The sequence below is a fragment of the Neobacillus drentensis genome (genome assembly GCF_036965425.1).
Classification (GTDB): Bacteria; Bacillota; Bacilli; order Bacillales; family Cytobacillaceae; genus Neobacillus; species Neobacillus drentensis_F.
The window spans coordinates 1-17,961 of the sequence record NZ_JBALPP010000015.1 but is presented as its reverse complement, the minus strand read 5'-3'; the positions used below and the strand labels follow the sequence as shown (position 1 = coordinate 17,961).

22 protein-coding genes are annotated in these 17,961 nt (G+C 35.3%); 5 read left to right on the top strand and 17 right to left on the bottom strand.

The annotated features are described in order from the left end of the window. Nucleotides 1–244 precede the first annotated feature (244 nt). Nucleotides 245–1,597, top strand: coding sequence for a branched-chain amino acid transport system II carrier protein (gene brnQ / locus V7161_RS04000; protein WP_335442455.1), 1,353 nt, complete (start codon nucleotides 245–247; stop codon nucleotides 1,595–1,597). 171 nt (nucleotides 1,598–1,768) lie between these two features. Here brnQ and V7161_RS03995 read toward each other — a convergent pair whose 3' ends face one another. The 11 genes from V7161_RS03995 to V7161_RS03945 all read right to left on the bottom strand — a co-directional run bounded on the left by V7161_RS03995 (nucleotide 1,769) and on the right by V7161_RS03945 (nucleotide 9,409). After that, on the bottom strand, nucleotides 1,769–2,371 hold the full coding sequence (locus V7161_RS03995) for a DedA family protein (protein ID WP_335442454.1): 603 nt from the start codon (nucleotides 2,369–2,371) through the stop codon (nucleotides 1,769–1,771). A gap of 279 nt (nucleotides 2,372–2,650) precedes the next feature. Beyond that, nucleotides 2,651–3,559: an MFS transporter gene (locus V7161_RS03990; protein ID WP_335442452.1), complete on the bottom strand. Its 909-nt coding sequence runs from the start codon at nucleotides 3,557–3,559 to the stop codon at nucleotides 2,651–2,653. 77 nt (nucleotides 3,560–3,636) lie between these two features. Then, nucleotides 3,637–3,840, bottom strand: coding sequence for a hypothetical protein (locus V7161_RS03985; protein ID WP_335442451.1), 204 nt, complete (start codon nucleotides 3,838–3,840; stop codon nucleotides 3,637–3,639). 335 nt (nucleotides 3,841–4,175) lie between these two features. Beyond that, nucleotides 4,176–4,649 (bottom strand): divergent PAP2 family protein, encoded by a 474-nt coding sequence (locus tag V7161_RS03980; RefSeq protein ID WP_335442449.1) that lies wholly within the window; start codon nucleotides 4,647–4,649, stop codon nucleotides 4,176–4,178. Between the two features lie 217 nt (nucleotides 4,650–4,866). Further along, entirely contained in the window at nucleotides 4,867–5,325 is a 459-nt protein-coding gene (locus V7161_RS03975) for a DedA family protein (RefSeq protein ID WP_335442447.1), read from the bottom strand. Nucleotides 5,326–5,586: 261 nt separating this feature from the next. Then, nucleotides 5,587–6,363 (bottom strand): sulfite exporter TauE/SafE family protein, encoded by a 777-nt coding sequence (locus V7161_RS03970; protein WP_335442446.1) that lies wholly within the window; start codon nucleotides 6,361–6,363, stop codon nucleotides 5,587–5,589. Nucleotides 6,364–6,475: 112 nt separating this feature from the next. Beyond that, nucleotides 6,476–7,603, bottom strand: coding sequence for an MBL fold metallo-hydrolase (locus tag V7161_RS03965; protein ID WP_335442445.1), 1,128 nt, complete (start codon nucleotides 7,601–7,603; stop codon nucleotides 6,476–6,478). A gap of 46 nt (nucleotides 7,604–7,649) precedes the next feature. After that, entirely contained in the window at nucleotides 7,650–8,225 is a 576-nt protein-coding gene (locus V7161_RS03960; RefSeq protein ID WP_335442444.1) for a sulfurtransferase TusA family protein, read from the bottom strand. 52 nt (nucleotides 8,226–8,277) lie between these two features. Further along, nucleotides 8,278–8,574 carry a rhodanese-like domain-containing protein gene (locus V7161_RS03955; RefSeq protein WP_335442443.1) on the bottom strand — a complete coding sequence of 99 codons (297 nt, stop codon included), beginning with the start codon at nucleotides 8,572–8,574 and terminating at the stop codon, nucleotides 8,278–8,280. Nucleotides 8,575–8,636: 62 nt separating this feature from the next. After that, on the bottom strand, nucleotides 8,637–9,116 hold the full coding sequence (locus V7161_RS03950) for a DsrE/DsrF/DrsH-like family protein (protein WP_335442442.1): 480 nt from the start codon (nucleotides 9,114–9,116) through the stop codon (nucleotides 8,637–8,639). Between the two features lie 65 nt (nucleotides 9,117–9,181). Beyond that, entirely contained in the window at nucleotides 9,182–9,409 is a 228-nt protein-coding gene (locus tag V7161_RS03945) for a sulfurtransferase TusA family protein (protein WP_289984600.1), read from the bottom strand. A gap of 622 nt (nucleotides 9,410–10,031) precedes the next feature. Here V7161_RS03945 and V7161_RS03940 point away from each other — a divergent pair. Then, a complete protein-coding gene (locus V7161_RS03940) occupies nucleotides 10,032–10,421 on the top strand; it encodes a c-type cytochrome (RefSeq protein WP_335442440.1) in 390 nt (129 codons plus the stop codon). Between the two features lie 145 nt (nucleotides 10,422–10,566). Here V7161_RS03940 and V7161_RS03935 read toward each other — a convergent pair whose 3' ends face one another. The 5 genes from V7161_RS03935 to V7161_RS03915 form a co-directional block, all read right to left on the bottom strand. After that, a complete protein-coding gene (locus V7161_RS03935) occupies nucleotides 10,567–11,211 on the bottom strand; it encodes a glycosyltransferase (protein WP_335442438.1) in 645 nt (214 codons plus the stop codon). A gap of 164 nt (nucleotides 11,212–11,375) precedes the next feature. Continuing rightward, the gene (locus tag V7161_RS03930) at nucleotides 11,376–12,056 is read right to left on the bottom strand and encodes a DsbA family protein (protein WP_335442436.1); all 681 of its coding nucleotides are present in this window, start codon (nucleotides 12,054–12,056) and stop codon (nucleotides 11,376–11,378) included. Nucleotides 12,057–12,105: 49 nt separating this feature from the next. Beyond that, nucleotides 12,106–12,510: a DoxX family protein gene (locus V7161_RS03925; RefSeq protein ID WP_335442435.1), complete on the bottom strand. Its 405-nt coding sequence runs from the start codon at nucleotides 12,508–12,510 to the stop codon at nucleotides 12,106–12,108. Nucleotides 12,511–12,736: 226 nt separating this feature from the next. Further along, nucleotides 12,737–13,594: a M56 family metallopeptidase gene (locus V7161_RS03920; RefSeq protein WP_335442433.1), complete on the bottom strand. Its 858-nt coding sequence runs from the start codon at nucleotides 13,592–13,594 to the stop codon at nucleotides 12,737–12,739. 1 nt (nucleotide 13,595) lies between these two features. Further along, the gene (locus V7161_RS03915) at nucleotides 13,596–14,012 is read right to left on the bottom strand and encodes a BlaI/MecI/CopY family transcriptional regulator (protein ID WP_335442431.1); all 417 of its coding nucleotides are present in this window, start codon (nucleotides 14,010–14,012) and stop codon (nucleotides 13,596–13,598) included. Between the two features lie 227 nt (nucleotides 14,013–14,239). On the opposite strand from V7161_RS03915, the gene V7161_RS03910 reads away from it, so the two are divergent. Together V7161_RS03910 and V7161_RS03905 are read left to right on the top strand one after the other, a co-directional pair. Beyond that, nucleotides 14,240–14,719 carry a DUF1259 domain-containing protein gene (locus tag V7161_RS03910; RefSeq protein ID WP_335442429.1) on the top strand — a complete coding sequence of 160 codons (480 nt, stop codon included), beginning with the start codon at nucleotides 14,240–14,242 and terminating at the stop codon, nucleotides 14,717–14,719. 39 nt (nucleotides 14,720–14,758) lie between these two features. Further along, nucleotides 14,759–15,382: a DUF1259 domain-containing protein gene (locus V7161_RS03905; protein ID WP_335442427.1), complete on the top strand. Its 624-nt coding sequence runs from the start codon at nucleotides 14,759–14,761 to the stop codon at nucleotides 15,380–15,382. 53 nt (nucleotides 15,383–15,435) lie between these two features. On the opposite strand, the gene V7161_RS03900 is transcribed toward V7161_RS03905, so the two are convergent. Then, nucleotides 15,436–15,861: a DoxX family protein gene (locus tag V7161_RS03900; RefSeq protein WP_335442425.1), complete on the bottom strand. Its 426-nt coding sequence runs from the start codon at nucleotides 15,859–15,861 to the stop codon at nucleotides 15,436–15,438. Nucleotides 15,862–16,339: 478 nt separating this feature from the next. On the opposite strand from V7161_RS03900, the gene V7161_RS03895 reads away from it, so the two are divergent. After that, the gene (locus V7161_RS03895) at nucleotides 16,340–17,929 is read left to right on the top strand and encodes a GMC family oxidoreductase (protein ID WP_335442423.1); all 1,590 of its coding nucleotides are present in this window, start codon (nucleotides 16,340–16,342) and stop codon (nucleotides 17,927–17,929) included. The last annotated feature ends 32 nt before the right edge of the window (nucleotides 17,930–17,961 follow it).

The following is a 17,961-nucleotide window of genomic DNA, read 5'->3' as shown; positions in this document are numbered from 1 at the left end:
TTTTGGGAGGTCACCTTTCCATATTTAGAAACATTCATTTTCCGATCGTTAAGTAATTAGATGAAATTTCAGTTAAAAATGATTTTATCACAAAAATATTAATAAAATATTAACAACATTGAATTGACTATTGTGGGTAATATGGAAATTTAAACTGATTTACAAAAAAGGAGTCATTATATGATAGCCAACAATTCTAAATGGTGGTAAAATATATGAAATTCATCTAGAAGGAGCAACATGTATGCATCAAAAAATATCATTCTCAACATACGCAGTCATCGGTACGATGTTGTTTGGTATGTTCTTTGGGGCTGGAAATTTGATTTTCCCTATTCAGATGGGACAGGTCGCCGGAACTCACTTTTGGCCCGCTTTAATTGGTTTCCTAGTAACAGCAATTGGTTTGCCATTTATGGGGATCTTAGCATTCGGACTATCTGCAAGTAATGGACTTCGTGAATTAGGAGAAAGGGTCCATCCGAAATTTGGAGTCGTCTTTGCCATGGCCCTTTACTTAACCATTGGACCGTTTTTCGCGATTCCACGTACGGCAACCGTACCTTTCGTAGTCGGTTTTGAACCATTTATTAATCCAGAGCACGTCAGTTTATATCTTGGGCTCTTTAGCTTTGTATTTTTCGCCATCGTCTATTATTTCTCATTAAATCCTGCGAAAATTATTGACTATATCGGAAAATATCTAACACCTGCATTTTTAGTATTTTTATTCTTTTTAATTATTATCGCGATTGTCAAACCTATGGGACACTTCGGAAAGCCAACAGGTGATTACAGCCAATTGGCATTTATAACTGGTTTTAAAGAGGGGTATAACACGATGGATGCCCTTGCTTCATTAGCATTTGGTATTGTTGTCATCAATGCTATTAAGGGACAAGGGATTACCGATAAGAGGACCATTGCAAAAGCAACATGGCAATCAGGCATTTTCGCTATGGCACTAATGATGTTGATCTATGGCCTCATTACTTATATGGGGGCATCAAGCGTTTCTATTATCGGTACGTTCGATAATGGCGGATTAATCTTTGCTAAGGTCGCCCAGCATTACTTTGGAGAATTTGGTGCGATCCTTCTTGCCATTATAATTGTACTGGCATGTTTAAAAACGAGCATTGGACTCATTACCTCTTGTAGTGAATTTTTCAATAGTATATTTCCAAAAGTAAGCTATAAAATGTTCGTGCTTATCCTAAGCCTTATGTCATTTATCATCGCTAATTTTGGCTTAAACAATATTATTCAATACGCTGTTCCGGTATTAATGTTATTATATCCTTTGGCGATTGTTCTAATTTTGTTGACGCTCTGTTCATCATTTTTTAATCATAAGCAAAGTGTATATGCAGCTTCTATGCTCCTTACTTTTTGTGTAAGTTTTTTTGATGGTTACAGCACGTTAGTGGGAAGCATGCCGGGGGCGGCCATTTCTTTTTTGGAATCTATTAAAGCTGCGTATATTGAATATTTACCGCTTTACAGTATTGGTCTTGGATGGATATTACCAGCAGTAGTTGGTGCACTTATCGGCTATTTCTGGCCAACGGAGTCCAAAAAGCATGCTATTCAATAATAAATAAGAATCACCCATTTAAATGTCAGTTTTTGTTATTTCATAAAAGGAAGAGAAGTGTCATGATTGGCACTTCTCTTCTTTGGCTTCCTTATGTTTCACAATCTTTATTTATCTAACTTAAAAGAGGCATTTCCAATTCCTTATCTCCACTTTACTTCAAGGAGTAACTCACATTTTTCCCAATTGCTTTTTTCTTCTCCAAAAAAGGTAAACCATTAAAGAAAGGAAAAGGAAAAACAAAATAAGATACATACTGTATTTTGACACATAGAAATCAACTATACCCCAATTTTCTCCTAGTTTTCTTCCTAAAGTGATAAAAGACAAACTCCATAGGAAGGCTCCAATATAAGCATAAGCAGCGAATTTTCTAAACGGGAAACTATTTAATGCAGCAACAAAGGCAGAAAGATGGCGAATTCCAGGAATAAAATAGCCAACCAATATTAGAACAGGTCCAATTTTGAGAAATAATTTTTGAGTACGATTGATTTTTTTTTCCGTTATATGAATTTTTGGACCAAACTTTTTTATTAAAGGTAATCCGAATTTATATCCAATAAAGTAGCTGAGAGAAATTCCTCCCATTGCCCCCACAAATGCACTTAGTAAAGAAGGTATGTACGATAATGTGCCTTGAAACACTTTATAACCAACATAGGTTAGAAGAACCTCGTCAGGTACTGGAAGGCCAACAATTCCCCCAATTAGAACAATGATGATTCCAAAGTAACCAAAATGTGAAATTAGATAATCTATATGCTGTTCCATTTCTTTATCCCACCTATGAAGGAAATATTTATGAATGGAGTTATAATTATAAATTGAACTATTAGTGGATCACAGTTGCCGATTTAATATGAAAAGCCTAAAAGTGAAACAAAACTTATTAGAAATGCAATGAAAAGTTCTTTTTTTAAATTCATAAACAGACCTCAATTTGGCTCTCCTTGTAAACAAACATAGAGTTATTACTTTCGACAAAATCATCATTTATTATGTGCAAGGTTTTGAAGCTCCAGGGTTAACAAATATTATGAAAGTATTCAGTTATATCCGAAGAATGAACATAAGCAATGCAGAAATAATTGCGAGTAGACTACTTACACCAAAAGCTGTAAAAGCTCCAAAGAATTGCCACAAAAACCCTGCCAATACGCTTGCAGGCAACGCAGCAATCCCCGGTAAAACATTAAATGTTCCCATTGCCGTACCTCGTTGTCCTTCTGCTACCATATCTGCCACATAAGACTTTTGAATACCTTCCGTAGTAGCGTAGTACAACCCATAAAAAATGAATAAAATCCAAATCCCACGGACAGTATGTACCAGACCAAAGCCGAGGTAAATGAGTGCAAAAATCACATAACCTGTTATTAAAACTGGACGGCGACCGATACGGTCAGAAATCATCCCAAATGGAATTGAGAAGATAATTGTAACAATGTTGTATGCAAAATAAGTCAACGGTATATATTCTGCAGCCATACCAACGTCTTTCGCCCTTAAGATAAGGAATGCATCTGAGAAGTTCCCTATGGTGAAGAGCAAAGTAATAAGTGTGAACAGGAAAAAACGTGAACCCAGCCCCTTAAAGCTAATCTTGGGTAATGTTTTTACTTTGCTTTGCGTTTTTGTAGGATTCCTTTTATCTTTTAAGATGATAATGAGGAGCAAAGTTGCAATTAATCCAGGGATTGCAGATAACCAAAATACCGACTGATAACTCCCATTCCATAAAGTAAGAATTAGGTAGGCGACAAAAGGTCCAAGTGCAGCACCCAGTGTATCCATTGACCTTCTAAATCCAAATGCTTTTCCACGTTCTTCTTTTGTAGTGGTATCCGCAAGGATCGCATCTCGCAGGGAAGTACGAATCCCTTTTCCAACACGGTCTGCAAAGCGAATAAAGAGGACTTGCCCCAATGTTGATGATAATGCGAAAAAGGGTTTAATCAAATTGGATAAACCCTAACCGCCAACCATTAACCATTTTCTTTTTCCAAATCGGTCCGAAATCCACCCTGAGAAAAACTTTAAAACACTTGCCGTGTTTCAGCAATGCCTTCGATAATACCTACAGCCCCGACTTGTACATGTAATACAGATGTTAAATATAATAGAAGAATGGGAACAATCATCTGACTAGAAAGGTCCATCAATAGACTTACCATTCCGAGGACAAAAATCACCGAACTTAACCCGAAAAATCGTTTTTTAGATTCGCTCTCAGATTCCATAATTCACCACTTCTCATTTAATCCGTTTCCAAAAACGTATGATATTACTTAAATTTTATTCTTACTAGCAAAACGATTTCCTACCCCAAATTTTCACCACAGATCACGGCTATTAAGATTAAACTATCTAAAATAATTAGTCCAATTACTAGATGTCTCATATACTAAACATCCTCTTGTCTTTATTGCAATTTATATATTAAGATTTGAAATGTTCATATATAGTTGTTCATCCCTTTTAATAATCAAAAATTAATTTTAATAAAAGAAAGGGAATTGTTGAAATTAAATGACCTAATCCAGTAAATGATTAGGTCATTTTTATTTTTTCCTTGTTACTTAAAGGGATAAAAATAATAAGTTGCAACGGCTACTATGATGCCTGTAATAGCTCCAAAAAACACTTCAACTGGTTTATGTCCTAACAATTCTTTTAATTTTTCTCTATACTCGGCTTTTTTTAAATTGGGATCTTTCAAAGTATCGATTAGGTGATTGAAATCAACTAATAGCTTATTTAGAACTTCAGCATGATAACCAGCATGTCTTCTTACACCAGTAGCATCGTGCATGACGATTAAGGATACCACCGCAGCTATGGCAAATTCGTTTGAATAAATTCCTGAAATTAACCCAATTGCAGTAGTTAAAGAGATGATTGTCGAAGTATGAGAACTAGGCATACCACCTGTACTTAACATCAAATTCCACTTTATTTCCCTTGATGTTAAAAAATGAATTGGAATTTTTACAAATTGGGCAATTAACATACCCAATATAGCAGCTAAAATAGGATAAGATAAAAACATTTTTCCTCCTGAACTTATAAAAATATTTTTTATGGACTTTTGTCTCGTTTTAATCCTGTTCTACCGTTACTTGATAACCTTCATACTCAAGCACCATCTTTAAAACATGTGCGATTTGAGTATAATCCTCGACAACAAGGATATGTGTTTTCAATTCTCACTCGTCCCTTCGTAATATTTTTCCAAAACCAATCTCAACATTTCAAACAAGAAGAAGTTAAAGAATATCCAGACACCGCCAAATACATATCCACCCCCTGTTTCTTTTCTTACTCCAAATACGAATCATCGTTATTGCTAAGATGGAGTCCAGTGCAATGGGGGATTGAAATACTACGACAAATCCTTTCGTCCAGTTCATATAACCCACTGATTTCACTAAGTATTCAGCAATATTATACCTTTCAGGTCCAAGGTGGATATATTTCCCGAACTTTTCGATAAGTTTAAATCCCCCTGCTTTACCAATCCAATACGTTACGGTAATACCTGCACCCCCTGATGCAAAGACCGTCAGAAGTGCCAAAATATAATTCATCTTTCCCTGATAAACAAAGTACCCTGCATAACTCATTAGGAATTCACCAGAAATAGGTAGGGCCATAAACTCTAGGAAAATCCCTAAAAATAATATCAGATAACTGTGTTGTTCAAATAAATTTATTAAATATAACATATCTATGCTCCATAGTTTATGAAAAGAAAAAACAACTAATGTGAACAATTATTGTCACCTTCATCCATAATGTACCACCGTTTTAGATTGATTTTTCCATTTTAATGGATTCTTAATGTTTTATTAAGGGAACAAAAAGGATAATGGATAAAATAAAAAAGCACTTTCTTCATGAAAGTGCTTTAAAGATTATTAAATTAAAAATAATTACGATCATTTAAAAATATTAATTATTAAATATCTATAAATAATACCCCAAGATTATAAAATTCCTATCCACGTCTTCACTGCAGTCGCCAAAATTAAAATCCCCATAATGACTTGCAACACTTTGGTATTAACTCTTTTCCCTGCGTTTGCTCCTATTGGTGATGCAATTAAACTGGCAACAACCATGATAATTGAAGGTAAAATTGGCATTTGGCCTGTTGCGATTTTACCTGAAACAGCCCCAATCGATGAAATAAGTGTAATGGCTAAGGAAGAGGCAATGGTCATCCTTGTTGGAATCTTTAACACAGCAAGCATGATTGGCACTAACAAAAATGCTCCTCCCGCTCCTACAATACCGGCCCCAATCCCCACTATGAAGGATAGCAGCGCTGCAAGCCATTTGTTAAACTTGACTTGGTCCAACGGAATATGATCAATTCCTCTCTTTGGGACAAACATCATGATAACAGCTATCAATGCTAATATACCATATACAATGTTGATTCCTCTTTCCGGCATGTGAGTGGACCCAAATCCCCCAATAAAACTTCCAATTAAAATACTTATACCCATGTATACAATAAGTGATTTATTTAAATAACCACCTTTACGATAAGCCAAAACACCACCCAATGTTGCAAAAAGCACTTGGATGGCTGTAATACCTGAAACCTCATGAGCAGAAAAATGACCTACACCAAGCATGACTGGAATATATAACAACATCGGATAGTTGATGATTGCTCCACCTATCCCTAACATCCCAGAAATAAAAGAGCCTACAACCCCCATTAGGAAGATTGTAATCATTAAGCTAATACCCATGATGTCCTCCTCTTTAGAAAAGGGAACCCTGATTGGTTCCCCTTCATTATTAACCTTTTTTTAATCCAGAATTTTTAAACGTCATTTCTTTATATTGCCTCTTATTTCATGATTAACGGACCGCACAACGGTTTGGACCGATTTCCATTTCTCGTTGCTGCTCAATGTCAGGATTGATTTTTCCCATATTCGTTTCACGAATTTCTTGATACGCATTTGGTTGTGGCGGTAAGTTTTCAGTCACCAATTTTCTAAATTCATTTTCATCTTCAATATTTAAACCATGATTGTTGGAAAATAGAGTTCCTAATTTTTCAGCAACACTGCCATCATCATTTAATTCATCGATAATCATAAAATGAGCGGGTAAGACGATTAAATCCTCAGCTAAACCTCGATAACGTTTGTATAGACTCTCTCTTAAATCCCCAACCCAATCCTGTGCCAAGCCGGCTAAATCTGGTCTTCCAATAGAGTCAATAAACAAAATATCACCTGAAAGTAAGAACTTTTCATCGACAATGAAGGAAGTTGAACCAATGGTATGACCAGGTGTATATAAAGCATGGATATTGATTTTCACGGATCCGATTTTGACGTTATTACCGTCTTTTAATGGTTGGTAATCAAAGGAAACTTCTGTTGCATCCTTTGGTGGAAGCCAATAGGTTGCTCCAGTTTTCTCTGCAATTGTACGCCCGCCAGAAATATGGTCCGCATGAAGATGGGTATCAAATACGTGAGTAATTTTTGCACTGATACTTTCAGCAAAATCAAGGTAGATATCCGTCATACGTGTTGCATCAATCAGTGCTGCTTCACCGTTTGAAACCACCATGTAAGATAAGCAGCCTTTACCGATTCGAACAAACTGATACATTTCGCCGCCATCATTTAGGTCCCCCACTTTAACGGGTTCTAAATGTTCACTCCATGTCTTCATTCCACCTTTAAGGTATGACACGGTTAACCCTGCATCAGAAAGCATTTCTGCTACCATTACTGATGATCCTTCCTTAGCACAAACCACTAATACCTCTTTTTTAGTAGGAATTTTATCAATGATTTCTTCTATACCATCAAGTAATTCAAAATATGGAATATTTAAATACTCAAAGTTTTCGCCTTCAATTTTCCAATCATTGAAATCAGTTTCATTACGTACATCAAGAATAAATAACTCTTCTCTATTAAAAACCTTTTTGGTTACCTCTTTTGAAGTCATTACATTGACAGCCATTTCTAAATTACCCCCTATGGTATTGTATTGATTAAAAAAAATTGACTTATCGATTAATGCCTGTAGTTTCACCAGTCCATTGATACATTCCTGGAACAACATTGATTACATTAGTAAAACCATTTTCCGTTAATTTTTGTGCCGCAAGATCGCTGCGATTTCCTGACCGGCAAACTACAAAGATAGGATCTTGCTTGTTTAATTCATTTAATCTGTCTTCCAGTTCACCTAATGGAATAGAGATTGCGTTTGGAATATGGTTAAATGCAAATTCTGCAGCTTCTCTTACATCGACCACTACGATATTTTCATTTGCATTAAGCTTCTTCTCTAGTTCTTCATTATTGATAACATTTGGGTGATTTTTTTCATTGAATTCATCAATAGAAGATTTGCGAAGGTAATGCTTCAATACTTCGCCTTCCTCGATAGTTCCCAAATATTGATGCCCCGAACTTTCACTCCATGCTTTCATATCCGCTTTGGACCCTTTATCAGTTGCCTGGACTTCTAATACTTGTCCTGCCACCAGGTTATTCATTGCCTTTTTTGTTCGTACTATCGGCATCGGACAAGCTAATCCTTTTGCATCTAAAGTTACGTTTGCTTTTATGTTAATCATGATAGACCTCCGGTTTTTATACCTATAAGGGTATTATTCTTGTTAAAAAAATTTATTCAACTTTACCTTCCCAAGCCAGCATTCCGCCAGTCATATTAATCACGTTGAATCCATAGCTTTTAAGGAATTGCGTAGCACGACCACTTCTGGCTCCCGAACGGCATACTATAATATACTCTTTGGATTTATCCAACTCGTGCATACGATACTCAACTAATCCTAATGGAATGTTTACGGTCCCTGGGATTTTGCCAGCAGCAACTTCATCCACTTCGCGCACATCTATAATGTTTAATTTCTTTCCTTCATTTAGTAATGTTTCTACTTCTATTGGAGTCATTTGTTTCATTTTTTACGTTCCTCCTAATATTATTTTTAAAGACCAAGCACTAATGCCGCCTAAAACATTCGTTAAATAAACAGGTTTACATTACCTTCCTCTGCATCCGCTAAGTAAGCAGCGACTCCTGCATATTCAATGTTTTCTAATAGCTCTTCCTGTTTAAGACCTAATAAATCCATTGTCATGGTACATGCTACAAGTTTTATATCCTGCTCTTGTGCCATTTCGATTAATTGAGGTAAAGACATCGCGTTGTGCTTTTTCATAATATCTTTAATCATTTTGGGACCAAACCCAGCAAAATTCATTTTGGAAAGACCCATTTTATCAGCACCTCTTGGCATCATTTTCCCAAACATTTTCTCCATGAATCCTTTTTGTACCGGAATATTTTCATCTTTACGTAAGGCATTTAATCCCCAAAACGTATGAAAAATGGTTACTTCGTGATCATAAGCAGCTGCGCCATTTGCGATAATATAAGCAGCCATTGCTTTGTCATAATCTCCGCTAAATAAAACGATTGTTGTCTTTTTCTTTTCAGTCATTTTGTGACCTCCTGATAGTTATTTATAAACATATACCGGTATGGGTATAATACGATTTAAAAAAATTATCCTTTTTTAATCCAAAATTTTAATACTTTGTCTTCTTCTTCATGTTTCAATAATTCATGACCGCCAGATTTAGCCCAAGCGGTAAGATCATTCTTAGCTCCTTTATCCGTAGTATGGATTTCCAATACTTGACCGGATTCAAGTTCATTCATCGCCTTCTTAGTTTTAACAATTGGCATTGGGCAAGCTAAACCTTTAGCATCAACTACTTTTGTAACATTCATTATTTATTCCTCCCTATAGTTATTCACCATTACCCCTATGGGTATTTATATTAGTAAAAATAAAAGAGGGTGTCAACCCTTTTTATTGGCTTTTTGCTAGTAAAAAGCTTCCCTTTACTATAGTTTCTATATTCAAGGAATTTTCCTTTAAAATAGCTATTGGTGATTATAAACCACCTTCAATGAACAATGCACTGACAAGCTTTATATTATACCCCTATAGGTATAATGTCAATAGATAAATTTTAAAATAAGATTATTATGTACTACGAAATAGTCTGTGATTTTTACAGTTATTTGTATGTAATTTGTTAATCATAACTTTTAATGGCGTGGAAATCAGGGTTTTTCTTATCTATGCCCATTAAATTTAAACCACTCCTATTGTTTGAGATTATATATTAAATCATAAGGTATCTTTACTCTAATTTCCTTCTTCTTTTACTTTATAACAAAAAAGCCATCAAAAAATCGAAGTTTCCTCTTTCATGCGTAGTTTCCTTTTAACTGCCCATACTTATATCATAGGGTATTTCGGCTTACTTGTTTGTAAGGTTAAAATAAGTTTGCAAATTATTTTTTCATTTCTTGTACCAAAGCAAGATAATTAGGAGGCGATTTTATGAAAACTGCTTTGATTACCTTGGCCATCCTTGTGATAGGAATTGGCGGATTTTTTGTACTAAGCAATGTGCAAGACCAAAGAGAACAGGCCAAAGAAACGCCTGGTCAGAATGAGGCCAAAGAACCACCTGCTCAAAATGAAGGTCAACAAGAAGGAGGAGCAGTATCCAAGGTGGACGGAGAATCCATCTATAAAAGCACATGTGTAGGTTGTCACGGAGATCAATACCAAGGCGGAGTCGGACCTTCCTTAAAAGGTGTCGGTTCCCGTTTATCGGAAAAGGAAATCGAGAACATCGTACAACACGGCCGAGGCAATATGCCGTCTGGCTTGGTGTCCAAAGAGGATGCGCCAGGAATGGCAGCATGGCTGAAAACATTAAAATAATCTCCGCCGAATACAGTAAAAGAGGGAACTTGAATGAAATTAAGTTCCCTCTCGTCTGTTATTGCATGTATTCACTAATTTCAAGCACGTTAGCAAATGCCCCTAATGAATGAATCTCCAACAAAAAGCTGGAAGATTCTTAAGATTATTTTTTAAACTTATCCGGAAACTGCTTTACAACTCCCGCAGAGATCGTATCTGCCATTAAGATTATATGTGAGACCCCTCCGTCAATTGAAACTATTCTTGCGTTCCAATCCTTTGCTAAGCTCGCAGTTAAATCGCTTGTCACAAATTTCAGATGCGTATACAACAATTTTTTTAGATCTTCATTTTTTAAATGGGGATTTGCACCACTAAGGAAAGCGGCAATATCATCAGCATTTCTATACCATTCTTTGTTCAACTGATTCACCAAGGCTTTATTTCCGCTTTTAGCGGCATCTACAATCTTTCCCGCAATAACAATATGCTCCTTAAGCAAATCCGTAAGTTTGTTCCCAGCTTTCACTCCGTATACTGGCTTTACAGCATTTCCAATATCCTCCTGATTTTTCAGAAGCCTGGTCAGAACCTGTTTTTGATCCTCCGATCCAGCTGTTGTTGCACTTGTAATATAATTACTTGTCCACAATACATGATCAATCCAAAGCCTCCTGAATTTATTTTCGAACTTTACTTCAGATTGGCTAATGCATTTTCCCTGCGGTTTAGCGAAGGCATGGTCTGCTCCAGCAACCATGTTTAAAGGAAATAAAAAAATAAATCCCATCAACAATAATTTTTTCATAGAATTTTCCCTCCAAAATTAAAAGTACCTTATTTTTATTGATATATGGGATTTTTCTATCCAAATAAACAACTTACGGAGTACGATCATTACCTAATGATTTTTACAACAAAAAAACCTTACACAAAATGTCGGTAAGGTTTTTGCTGTGATTCCAAATTACATTATTCTTTTGCTGCTTCGTTTACCCTTTCCTTGAAATCATCGTAGGTATTTCCTTCAAATTTCACACCATTAATAAAAATGGTAGGCGTACTAGTAATACTTAACTTATTTGCAGCGTTCATATCTTTTTCCCATGCCGCTTTTGTTTGATCATTTTTATATGAAGTAACCACTTTTTTCACTTCTGCGTTAGAGGTAATTTCTCTTAATATTTCCTTTAGGAAAGATTCTGTATATATGTCCATTTGCTCCGCTTTAGAATCATCTGGTTGTTTTTTATATAATAGCTCATGGAACTGCCAAAACTTTTCGTTTCCTAACTCTTTAAATACTGCTTCCGCAAATTTTGCAGACCGAGTAGAATCAACATTGATAAACGAATAATTCATAAAATATAACGAAGCCTTCCCAGTATCGATAAAATCCTTTTCGATATTCGGAAGAAGCGAATCATTAAAATTTTTACAATAGGGACATTTGTAATCACCAAATTCAACTATCTTAACAGGAGCAGACTTTTCCCCTAAAACTGGCTGTCCTTCGTAGTCCATTGCTTCTTGTTTTGCTGTATTTGATAAAAATATTAAACCGAAGAGACATACAGCTATTAAACCAATCACCCAGAAAATAAATTTTGATTGTTTTTTCGATTGTATTGTTTTTTTGTTAACTGAAGCCATCTATTTTCCCTCTTTCTTAGTATTGTAATCACTCAATGAATTCAACATTTTATTGTTGATTTTTAGCAAACAATTTTGAATCTAGAGAAAAAGTTGAATTAGAATTCAGGAATAAAAAGACTGCCATAACTGCAAAAGCAAGATCTAATTCATAACCCGCACCTTGTCCATTTCCCATAAAACCTGCTGCTAATTTTACTTTTAAAATGGCTCCAATCATGATAAATAAAAAGAGTGCTGCTATGTATCGAATACCAAATCCGATTATTAACAACAGTCCGCCAATTAATTCAATAATCGCTACTGCATATGCCATAAAGCCTGGTATTCCAATACTGTCAAACCAGCCGGCCGTATTGCTTATACCACTTTGAAACTTTGAAACACCATGGATAAAGAATGATAATCCTAAAAATACTCTCAATATAAATACCCCAACTTCTGTTTTTTTCAATTTTGTTGCTCCTTTCCTATACATCTTTTTTGGTAGAAACTTAACAAGCACTACATTATGTAGTGTTTTTGCCGACAGTTACTTTCTAATCCAAGAAAATAACTCCCTTGACACACTACTCATTGTAGTGCAAACGGTGATTAATGGTCAAGAATTATGAATCCTTAATAGCTAGATTATAACCCATTAAATTAAGAAAGGGATGGGATTTGGCTCCAACCCTTTCTCATGCAAGAACTAAGATAAATAAGATTAATATAAAAACATTAAACGAAATGATAATCGAACCTGAGTCAACTTTAACAGGGATGGTTTGTTGAGGATCAATCAGTTGTTGAAGCCTGTAATCGACTGTTTCATCAGCAAAATGGACAAGTGATGAAGTATGATTTGAATTAACATTCAATTGCTTCTTGATTAACTTTAATAGCGCACTTCCTAAACCAATTTCAGATCCCATGTGATTAATCGCAAATTCATCTGCAGCCAGTTCAATCAAAATTCTATAATTTTGATACGACCATTTTGTAAGAGGGATATACCACATTACTTCAGAAATTATTTGTAAAATAAATACTTTAATACCATCAAAACATTTCTGGTGTGAAGTTTCGTGGTATATTACAGCTTCTAATTCCTTCGAATCCAATATTTCAATTAAGGTAGTAGAAAGCACTATTATTGGTTTCCAAAATCCAAAAGTAAATGCCAGTAACTCCTTATTATCAACAACAACAATATCTTCATATTTTCTATTAAAAATTTGATTCAATTCCTGTGATTTATCAATATGAATATGATGGCGCAATTTTTTTCGAAATGAACTAAAAAGGAAAATTTGAGTAACAACCTTTTTACCAATAAGGAATATGGAATAAAAAATATAAAAGTTTACCATTAGCAAGATCGCATAATAGGCAATCGTTCCTCTTTCAAATAAACTTACGCAAAAATTAAAAATATTAAACAACTCTATAGGTCCAAATAGGATATTTATCATGTACATAACCATTTGGACAAACAAAATAATGGCAAAGAAAAGGGCTAATCCTAATACTGCAGTTGATTTATGTTTCCAGGCCATTTCATTTTCTGTCCTTTTTTAATTGTTCCAGTTTATACTCGAGTTTTTGCAATAAATGATCATCAACATCTTTTAAGGAATCCAGCATATGATTGACAACTAGTCCCCCAAATTCATCCAATAGATTTTCCGTTAGTTTCTTAGATTGGCGGTTAATAAAATCTTCTTTAGATTTTAAAGGTTTAAAGAGAGACGTTCTTCCCTCCAATCTTTTCGTAAGGATTTTTTTATCAACAAGACGATTCATTACCGTCATAACTGTATTAAAATTTAAAGGTTTCTCGTTTTCTAATTGATGCTGGACTTCTTTTATACTCATCTCATTGCCGTTCCAAAGAATGTTCATGATCTTGGCCTCGAGTGGACCGAAAAAGCGATTTAGTCCTTCTTGGTCAAAACGGAAATTATTAATTGTCATTTTACGACCACCCTTCCATTACAAATTGTAGTGTAAAATTTATTTTTTATCAATCTGATTTTATGCCTACTAAAGCTGAATCCACTAAACAATGCAAATACACCACAAAAAAGCATTTACTCAAAAATATTCTTAAAATATATTTGTCCCCTGTCACTAGTCCATTCTTGTCCAAAATCCCTGAATAAACTGTTAAGTGAGATTGGTTGGACAAGGAGGTGATAAAGTTGGGAATAAATTCCAATAATGAAATGGGATCAAGTTCAGTATGGCGTCCTGCACAAAGAAATAGTAACCGTAATTCTGTTGCAGGCATCAGTACTTCAACATGCCAACAATTAGCCGATATTATTGGAGGTATGGTCATCGCATCAACGCCAGCATGTGTGGTTCAGCGCCTTCGTAATATAAATGCTACAATTTTAGGCCGCCGCACTCAATCCCCATTAGCCCTTCCATTTGCACTTTCTTTTGAAAACAATGTAAGAGGAAGAACCCTTAACCTCGGGGAAACTGTACTCTTTCAAAGAGAAGCTAATGCTTTGATGGATGCATTACAAAGAAGAGGCCTTATCGTAACTGCTTTCCATAACCACTGGCTTTTTGAAGAACCACGGTTAATGTATATGCATTGGGAGAACGTTGGAGATCCGTTTGAGTTCGCTATAAATAGTTTTGAAGCTGCAAAAGAGGCAGGTTTTTTCTAAAATAATGGCTTTTTAGAATAGGACAAGGAGGTGGTTTTAATGGAAAGAAGAGACATGTTTGAAAATTGGTTCGGATTTATTAATCGCGATTTCGATGAAAGCTCTTCTGATAGAAATCAGATGGACAGAGAACTAGAATCCAGCTCCAGAACAACTGGGCATCATTCAACTAGAAGAGTCAGTAATCAGATGGATATGGAATTTGAATCCAGTTCAAATCTTACGGGGCATCAATCGAGCAAACGAATGAGAAGTACTTCTCGTGGTAATGTTAGGGAGATAACTGCTTCAACATGCCAACGATTGGCTGATATTATCGGCGGCGAGGTTATTTCAGCAGCACCTGTGTGTACTGTAATGCGCCTGCGAGATATTAAAGCAACGATTTTAGGTCGCCGCACGCGTTCTCCGCTTGCACTTCCGTTTATGTTATCCTTTGAAAATAATGGTCTAAATCTTGGTGAATCGGTTGTTCTCCAAAGAGAACTTAATCGATTTATTGCAGCATTACGGAAAAGAGGTCTTATCGTAACAGCCTTTCATAACCATTGGCTGTTTGAAAATCCACGTTTAATGTATATTCATTGGGAGAATGTTGGCATGTCTGCAGAAGATTTTGCTAGAAATAGCATTGCTGCTGCAAGAGAAGCAGGTCTGTTCTAAGCGGAAGCCATTTGTGAAAATAAAAAAATCACAAATGGCTTTAAATTTTTTTCTTATGCAGCTTTTTTTATTTCATTTGAATCCTTTTTAGAAAATAATTGATCGATTGATATTAATTTACTGCCACTGATTACTAGAAAAACTGCCATTGCTAAAAATCCTAGATCTAATTCATATCCTGCCATTTGACCATTTCCTAATAATCCAACTGAAAGTTTTACCTTTAGTATTGCCCCAATCATTAATAAAGAAAATAAGGCAGAAACAATTCTTGTTCCCAATCCAATAATTAAAGCGATGCCCCCAATAATTTCAATCAATGCAACAGCATATGCCATAAATCCTGGCAATCCAATACTACTGAACCAACCTACAATGTTTTCAATTCCCCCCTGAAACTTCACAATCCCATGAATTAAAAATATTGCGCCTAATGTTACTCGTAAAATAAGTGCTCCTACTTCGTTTTTTAACAACATTGTGTAAGTCCTCCCTGATATTGTTTTTGAATTTTAATTATTTGGTTAAAATTTATGAATTTTGAATTCAAGATAGTTTGGTCCAATAATAGAATTTCCTAAGTTTTACTTATTTCCCTCCTCATTTATGAATTTATTATAAATCAAATCTCAAATTTGATTATTATCAATTCGAGATAAATAGATAAAAAAATGTTTCTACATTTAGTTTTCCTATATGAACCTTTGTTCTTTTATAAAATACCAAACATGTACATGGAATGTCAATGTATTTTTTATTAATACGAAATAAAGTTTTCTATTAGAAAACAATCTAAGGTGATGAAATTCAATTAGAATGACCTAATCATTTATAGGCTTCACTGTTAAATAGACTCGTAATATATATTTAAATATTTTGACTAAAGAGATTATCTTCACCTACTTCTTCCCCATCAATTATTCATAAGATAAATAAACGAAAAAAGGAGAATAAAATATGGCTTCGAATCAATCAAAATTAACTTTTGATTATGTTGTTGTCGGTACTGGGCCTGCTGGTGCAGTGATTGCTAAGACACTTTCGGATGATAAAAAAACTTCCGTTTTAATAATAGACGCAGGAGAAAATAATGATAGGGATAAACCCATTAGAGATTCCAGGTTTGCTCCTGTACTAGAAGAGGAATTTTCCCCGCAGTATTTTTGGCAAGGCGAAGGAGTACCACAAGAAGGCGTGGATGATAGAACTTTTGAATGGACAACCGGCCGGCTTTCTGGCGGAGGATCATCTATCAATGGAGAACAGTATGTCAGACCTACTTCTTTCGTTTTAAGAAAATGGGAAAAGCTTTTAGGTTCATTATGGTCACCAGAACAAGCTATCCAAAGCTTTAAACAGCTGGAAGATTATCATGGGAAAACGAAAAACCCTGAAATTCATGGCTTTAATGGCCGTTTAAATATCAGGCAAGCCCCTGCAAAACCGCCAAGCGTGACAAAAAAATTGGTTTCAGCAATAGAAGACGTCACAGGCTTTCCTAAAATTCTTGATTATAATGATCCCCGAACCCCAATTGGTCCGTTTTTTCGCTGGCAATTATATCAAAAACCGAATGGTGAGCGTGAAAGTGCATCCACAGCATTCTTATCTTCAGATATTATGACTCCAGATGGAATTGGAGTAAATGGCCGAAAATTAAGGGTTTATTATAAATCAACTGCCCTCCGTATTCTGTTCGAAGGAAAAAAGGCAGTTGGAATTGAATTTCTCAAAGAGGGGCAAAAGGTACAAGCATTTGCCCGCAAACAAGTGATAATCTCTGCAGGGATCAACAGTGCTCAGCTTCTAATGCTATCGGGAATCGGCCCTTCCAATCAATTAAAACAGGCCGGCATACCAATTGTTTTTGAAAATCCCAATGTAGGTCAATTTTTAACGAATCATACGTTAAACACAGCTACTTTTTCCATGAATCAAAAGGATCTTCCTGAGATTCAAAATGATCCGTTTGCCCTCTATACAGGCGGAGCCTTTTTGCCTTCCCCACTTTCAAGGAACAAACGCAGCAGGGGTGTCCAATTAATTGGAATTGTGGCAGAGGGGCAATTAAATATTGCAATTCTATTTCTGAAGCCAAAAAGCCACGGTTCCATTAAAATACAGAATAATGATCCTTTGAAAATTGTCCTTGCAGATGAAGGATTCCTTGAAAACGAAGATGATCTAAATGCGATCAAAGCGATTTATAGGACTTATATAAAAAATATTGCCGAAAACCTTTCGAAAATTGATTCAACATACCAACTAATAAATCCAACACCGGAAACCATTAACGATGATGAACAACTTGAAAACTTCATTAAAGAAAATTTCGGTCATAATCACCATCAACAAAGCTCACTAAGAATGGCACCAATTAATATGGGCGGAGTAGTAGATCGTTTGGGTCGAGTACATGGAGTCAATAATTTAATTGTTGCAGATGCCCAAACTATTCCCTTTACTGTGGATGGCAACACATCTGCTTCAGCCTTCCTAATTGGATATACCATTGCCAAAGAAATATTAAAAGGAAATCTTGATTGAATAAACGATTCAACCACAAAAAAATGAGTGTC

Excerpts from the sequence above, each read along its gene's own strand:
- V7161_RS03960 (WP_335442444.1), bottom strand. The coding sequence starts at position 8,225 with ATGATTAACATAAAAGCAAACGTAACTTTAGATGCAAAAGGATTAGCT.
- V7161_RS03970 (WP_335442446.1), bottom strand. The coding sequence starts at position 6,363 with ATGGGTATTAGCTTAATGATTACAATCTTCCTAATGGGGGTTGTAGGC.
- V7161_RS03915 (WP_335442431.1), bottom strand. The coding sequence starts at position 14,012 with ATGACAATTAATAATTTCCGTTTTGACCAAGAAGGACTAAATCGCTTT.
- V7161_RS03985 (WP_335442451.1), bottom strand. The coding sequence starts at position 3,840 with ATGGAATCTGAGAGCGAATCTAAAAAACGATTTTTCGGGTTAAGTTCG.
- V7161_RS03930 (WP_335442436.1), bottom strand. The coding sequence starts at position 12,056 with ATGGCTTCAGTTAACAAAAAAACAATACAATCGAAAAAACAATCAAAA.
- V7161_RS03935 (WP_335442438.1), bottom strand. The coding sequence starts at position 11,211 with ATGAAAAAATTATTGTTGATGGGATTTATTTTTTTATTTCCTTTAAAC.
- V7161_RS03900 (WP_335442425.1), bottom strand. The coding sequence starts at position 15,861 with ATGTTGTTAAAAAACGAAGTAGGAGCACTTATTTTACGAGTAACATTA.
- V7161_RS03955 (WP_335442443.1), bottom strand. The coding sequence starts at position 8,574 with ATGAAACAAATGACTCCAATAGAAGTAGAAACATTACTAAATGAAGGA.
- V7161_RS03920 (WP_335442433.1), bottom strand. The coding sequence starts at position 13,594 with ATGGCCTGGAAACATAAATCAACTGCAGTATTAGGATTAGCCCTTTTC.
- V7161_RS03945 (WP_289984600.1), bottom strand. The coding sequence starts at position 9,409 with ATGAATGTTACAAAAGTAGTTGATGCTAAAGGTTTAGCTTGCCCAATG.
- V7161_RS03975 (WP_335442447.1), bottom strand. The coding sequence starts at position 5,325 with ATGTTATATTTAATAAATTTATTTGAACAACACAGTTATCTGATATTA.
- V7161_RS03895 (WP_335442423.1), top strand. The coding sequence starts at position 16,340 with ATGGCTTCGAATCAATCAAAATTAACTTTTGATTATGTTGTTGTCGGT.
- V7161_RS03995 (WP_335442454.1), bottom strand. The coding sequence starts at position 2,371 with ATGGAACAGCATATAGATTATCTAATTTCACATTTTGGTTACTTTGGA.
- V7161_RS03965 (WP_335442445.1), bottom strand. The coding sequence starts at position 7,603 with ATGGCTGTCAATGTAATGACTTCAAAAGAGGTAACCAAAAAGGTTTTT.
- brnQ (WP_335442455.1), top strand. The coding sequence starts at position 245 with ATGCATCAAAAAATATCATTCTCAACATACGCAGTCATCGGTACGATG.
- V7161_RS03940 (WP_335442440.1), top strand. The coding sequence starts at position 10,032 with ATGAAAACTGCTTTGATTACCTTGGCCATCCTTGTGATAGGAATTGGC.
- V7161_RS03950 (WP_335442442.1), bottom strand. The coding sequence starts at position 9,116 with ATGACTGAAAAGAAAAAGACAACAATCGTTTTATTTAGCGGAGATTAT.
- V7161_RS03905 (WP_335442427.1), top strand. The coding sequence starts at position 14,759 with ATGGAAAGAAGAGACATGTTTGAAAATTGGTTCGGATTTATTAATCGC.
- V7161_RS03980 (WP_335442449.1), bottom strand. The coding sequence starts at position 4,649 with ATGTTTTTATCTTATCCTATTTTAGCTGCTATATTGGGTATGTTAATT.